This is a genomic window from Nocardia sp. NPDC003963, assembly GCF_053605105.1.
The window spans coordinates 1-4,955 of the sequence record NZ_JBSGIP010000101.1; the positions used below are offsets into that span (position 1 = coordinate 1).

The 4,955-nt window shown below is 62.7% G+C and carries 3 protein-coding genes and 1 pseudogene; 2 read left to right on the forward strand and 2 right to left on the reverse strand.

Annotated elements, in window-relative coordinates; translation table 11 throughout:
• Positions 1-74: 74 nt before the first annotated feature.
• The gene (locus tag ACWEWT_RS38405) at positions 75-2,072 is read right to left on the reverse strand and encodes a hypothetical protein (RefSeq protein ID WP_452565867.1); all 1,998 of its coding nucleotides are present in this window, start codon (positions 2,070-2,072) and stop codon (positions 75-77) included.
• Between the two features lie 107 nt (positions 2,073-2,179).
• On the opposite strand from ACWEWT_RS38405, the gene ACWEWT_RS38410 reads away from it, so the two are divergent.
• On the forward strand, positions 2,180-3,139 hold the full coding sequence (locus ACWEWT_RS38410; protein ID WP_452565869.1) for a hypothetical protein: 960 nt from the start codon (positions 2,180-2,182) through the stop codon (positions 3,137-3,139).
• A gap of 110 nt (positions 3,140-3,249) precedes the next feature.
• Here ACWEWT_RS38410 and ACWEWT_RS38415 read toward each other — a convergent pair whose 3' ends face one another.
• Positions 3,250-4,158, reverse strand: a complete 909-nt coding sequence (locus ACWEWT_RS38415; RefSeq protein WP_452565871.1) for an IS5 family transposase — start codon at positions 4,156-4,158, stop codon at positions 3,250-3,252.
• A gap of 192 nt (positions 4,159-4,350) precedes the next feature.
• Here ACWEWT_RS38415 and ACWEWT_RS38420 point away from each other — a divergent pair.
• A pseudogene (locus tag ACWEWT_RS38420) lies at positions 4,351-4,955 on the forward strand (IS5 family transposase); the annotation flags it as partial.

The following is a 4,955-nucleotide window of genomic DNA, read 5'->3' on the forward strand; positions in this document are numbered from 1 at the left end:
CCGTTACGCCAAGCGTGCCGCTTACTACCAGGCCGAACTCACCATCGCCGCGATCGTGCTCTGGTTGCGATGAATTACAGGACAGGCCCTAGCCGCAACGTTGCCGCCGCCGGACCGAAACCTGTCAGCCAAGCGATTGTCGCGCGCCGGATACGGCCTGCAACACCGCGCCAGTCGGGCGCCGATATCGCGGGTCCAGTGCGCTGCATGGGCCCGTTGAGCGCTTCATCAACGACCCACCCGGCCGCTCCTGGATTCCAAGTCACAACCGATTCCATGATGTCGTCGACTCGTGCCGGGGGGCCCGTGGCGAGAACAATGGACAGCACGTACCGCCATCGGTTGAATGTCCTGAGGTCTCTGAGAATCTCGCTGATGCCAACTTCTCGTCGGATCAGCGCCTGGGCTGCAAACCACTGCTCGAACGTGGCCAGCGAGAACGACACCGCATGTCTGTTCACGGTCAGAAGGGGAGATCGACGCAGGTCAGCTTCGGTTGCCGCCGATAGAACTTCCCGCATATCAACAGGACCGCCCGTGCGAACCACGTGTACGGCAATATCGCGGTACACATCTTCGTGCAGGCTGTAGCGCTCAACTGTGTAGTCGACCAGAAGATCGATCAGTTCGGCGGCGCCGGTCGAGCCGGTGATGTCGTTGATCTCGCGGGCCGCCAGCAACGCGAACAGTGGCCGTCGGGTCGCTTCGATGAGCGCAGCGGGCCATCGCCGCGCGAGATGGGAAACATCGCTACCTGCGACTTGGCTCATGATACGAACAGCTTGATCCTGCGTAAGAGGGTCGACTTCGACGAGGCGTGTCGCGCTTACTGCAGCCGACGCTCGGCTGGTGATGAGGATCCGCGAGCGCGGCCAATGCGTCACTAACTCCTCTGCCTGCACCAGAGTTGTCGCCTCAACCCAGGCGCCCTCGTCGACGCCATCGATGACGAAATCAACACCGCATGAATCTAGCGCCGCCTCACCGACCTGGTCGAGCACATACGCTTCGATGCTATTGGGAAGTTGCCGAGCCGCGGCCCACAAGGGGACAGGAGCAGACGTGTCCGCGTCAGCACGAATGATAGAGAGTTGAAGCCAGGTCTCGGCGATCTCCGACTTACCCGCGCCCAGCGGCCCGGCTAGAACCTTAAACATGCCGGTGCCGAATTGCGCCGAGCGCGTTCCAACAGGGAGTTCTGGGCTCCCGAGGCGTTGCGGTTGCTCGTCTGTGAGCCCCGCACTTCGTCGTCGTTGCTCTTGCCGACTGATCGAGGAAGCTTTGGCCAGGGCGAGGAACCGTACTCGGCCTTGCCTAGTGTATCGCGACTCGGATGGCACAGCGACGTTTCGTGCGATCCACAACCCCTCGCCCCGTCGGCCCTCCCACGGCCCTCCGTCGACGATGAGGTGCTGCGGTTGCTGATCAGGTGCGCCATCCTGCAAGGCTCGGCGAAGCTGTTGAATTTCGATAGTTGCTCCCGCTGAAGGGATCCCTTGCTCGACTGCCGCAATAAGGCTGCGGGTGTAGTCGCCGCGATAGGCAGCGCCACCGTCGGTAGCCGACAGAATCGCGAATCGGTCAGCGGCGCCTTCGAGTCCGACTCCGGCCCATTGCATCGCGGCTTGGGCTGCCACACCAGCGTGGCAGGTATCTACCAGCACCAGTAGAGCGCTGATATCGGTGTTATCGCGTAGCCTCTCTTTGAGAATGGGTGCCAGAGCGATGTCATGATCTGCTCGGCCGGTAGCTAGTGAATCTACTGTGAGGTAATAGAAATCGTTGGCCTTGACGATGCCATGACCAAGAAACGCGACCACCAGTGTGGCTCTGGCGCGCCCCGCAGAGTCGAAGGCGATGTCGAGGGCGTCGAGTGCCTGTTGTCGAGTTGGATCAATGAGCAGTCCGCCGCGCTCAGGGTCCGCGAGAGCTGCGGTGCAAGCCCCTAGGTTCGGGTTGATGAGCAACTCATACAACTCTGTCGCGAGCTCAGGTAGGAAGCTCAACTTCTGCTGAGTCGCGCACTGAGATCCGACGACCAGCGCCAGGCGCGGTACCACAGTCTCGGTCACCGCACCAGGATTTCATGTCTCGATGCTTCAGGGCACAATAGGCCGCCAACCCGTCGCGAACGGGTTAGCGATCGCGGGCGTCTGAACAGCGAGGGAGTGAAGCCTAGGTGGCGCACATCATTCTGGTCCACGGCATTGCCCAAGAACAACACTCGGCCGCCGAACTTGAGACGACGTGGATCCCCAGTCTCGCCGGTGGAGTTGAAAATGCAGGTCACAGCGATCTCGCCGACCAGATTCGCGCAGGATCTTACAGCATTCGCATGGCCTTTTACGGCAACCAGTTCCTCATTCCGGACCAGCAAGGTACCGAGCCGAATCCGTTCACAGACCCAGAGCAGACAATGGCGGATGAGCTCGCCTGGGACTTGCTAGCGAATGCTTGTGGGTCCGACGACGCTGCGGACGCCGCCCAAGCAAGGCGGGCTCTTTCTGCGCTCGTGAGCAATCGAGCTGATGCGCAGGGGCCCCTGCGCAGAACCACTGTCCGCGTCGCCGCGGGACTCGACCGTATTCCATGGTTCAGCCGCGGTACCCTAACCGCTGTCGCGTCAATCAATCGAACGCTGGCGCAGGTCGTTCGCTATCTCAGCGATCCGTCGATCCGCGCCTACGCCATAGACCAGGTCGCCCGGCATCTGGATGACGACACTCGCGTTGTCATCGGGCACAGCCTCGGCTCGGTGGTCGCCTACGAGGCTTTGCACGCTAGGCGGTCAGACCACCTCGTACCGCTTTTCCTCACCCTTGGTAGCCCCCTTGCGTTGTCCGCGATATCGAAACGTACACAACCACAACCGCCGGCCTTTCCCTCGGCGGTGCGCCGATGGGTAAATATCGCGTCACCTGATGATCTCGTCGCGGCACGCTCGAACCTCGCGCCGATCTTTGACAACAACCGACCCGAGACAGCGACCCTTGAGCGAACCTGGAAGGTCGATAACGGATCCAAACCCCACCAGGCGACCTTCTACCTGACCAAACCTGTCACGGGCAGGGCCGTGGGCGACACCCTGAGGTTGGCTGACCGGAACCAGCGCCGGGATGCAGGTTCCGATGAATTCTAAACTTGTACATCTGGACCGGCTGGAAGTTGACTACCCCAGCGCCGGGCCACAGGATCCGGCGGGGACCCCGGCTCGCAGCACAGTGTGGTCACTCGGCGCTAGGCCGTGTTTCATAAGCCGTGGCCGGATAACCACAGGTTGATCGCAGCGACGCGGACGATGGCGAGGTAACGGACGGCGAGTTTGTCGTAGCGGGTGGCCACTGCCCGATGCTGTTTGAGGCGATTGATCGTGCATTCCACCGCCTGCCGCAGCCCGTAGAGGCTCGGCTCGAATGCCGGTGGCCGGCCACCGGCATAGCCTTTGGCCGCGCGATTCGCGGCTTGGTCGGCTTTGATCGGGATCGTGGCCTTGATCCCGCGCCTTCGCAGGTAAGCACGGTTGGCCGCCGACGAATACGCCTTATCGGCCAGTACCCGATCCGGACGAGATCGGGTGCCACCGACCCGCAGCCGCGGCACCCGGATCTCGCCGAGCACGGTTGTGAACTGTGGGCAGTCTGTCCACTGGCCGGGTGTGACGACGAGCGCGAGCGGGCGTTGACGCTGGTCAGCGGCCAGATGCAGTTTCGTGGTGAACCCGCCACGCGAGCGTCCGAGCCCGTGATCGGCGGGTTCGTCATCGAAACCACCCGCCGGTTCGACCTGACGACCCGGGACACGGCGGGCTCCGGCCGCATGCTGATGTGCACGGGCGATCGTGGAATCCACGCTCACCGTCCACTCGATATCACCGGCGGCGTCGGCGTGGGCCTGCAACGCGGTCAGCAGGGATTCCCATGTTCCGTCGCGCTGCCAGCGGCGGAACAACCCATACACGGTTTGCCACGGCCCATACATCGCCGGGATGTCACGCCAGGGGCTGCCGGTGCGGATCCGCCACCGGATCCCGTCGATCAGGCGTCGTTTCGACCACCGAGGTGGCCGCCCGGCTTTCATACCGGCAGGTAGTAGCGGTTTCAGTATCGCCCACTGGGCATCGGTCAAATCCGCACGGCAGGACGCCGTTACGCTGTTCACGAGGTCTCCGGTGTTCAGTTGGACCTTGGTCGATCAACCAGTTACCGGAGACCTCGCCCAATTACCAACATCTCACCTGGACAACAGGTTCCGCTCCCACCTCAGGGGCTTATGAAACACGCTCTAGCACTCCAGCCGCACTTAGAGGACGTCTTACGTGGGTGTAATTCGTTGTCCGGCATGATGTGACCCGTGGTCGACAGGCTCGCTCAGAGACTTGTTCCGGATGCGTTGTGGGACATCGTGAAACCGCTGCTACCGGAGTTCATTCCCAGACCGCAGGGCGGAGGCACCGCTCCCGTCGACGAACGTGCGGTGTTCACCGCAGTGGTGTTCGTGTTGACCAGCGGATGCGCGTGGCGGCATCTGCCGCCGTCGTTCGGGGTGAGCTTCCCGACCGCGCATCGCCGGTTCATGGTGTGGGCTGATTCCGGCGTATTCGACGCACTCCACCGGGAGATCCTCGACAGGCTCGGCGCCGCCGGCGACCTCGACTGGAGCGCGGCAATCCTGGACGCGGCGAGCGTGCGGGCGAAAAAAGGGGATCACTGACCGGCCGCAGCCCGGTCGACCGCGGTAAGAAGGGCTCCAAAATCCACATCATCTCGGACGCGAACGGAATACCGCTGGTCACCGGTGTTTCCGCCGCGAACACCCACGATTCGTTGATGCTGCCGCCGATGGTCGAGTCGATCCCGCGGATTCGGTCGGTCCGTGGCCCGCGTCGTGGCAAACCCGCCAAACTACGTGCCGATAAGGGCTACGACTTCGACGTCCATCGCCGCTGGCTGCGTGCT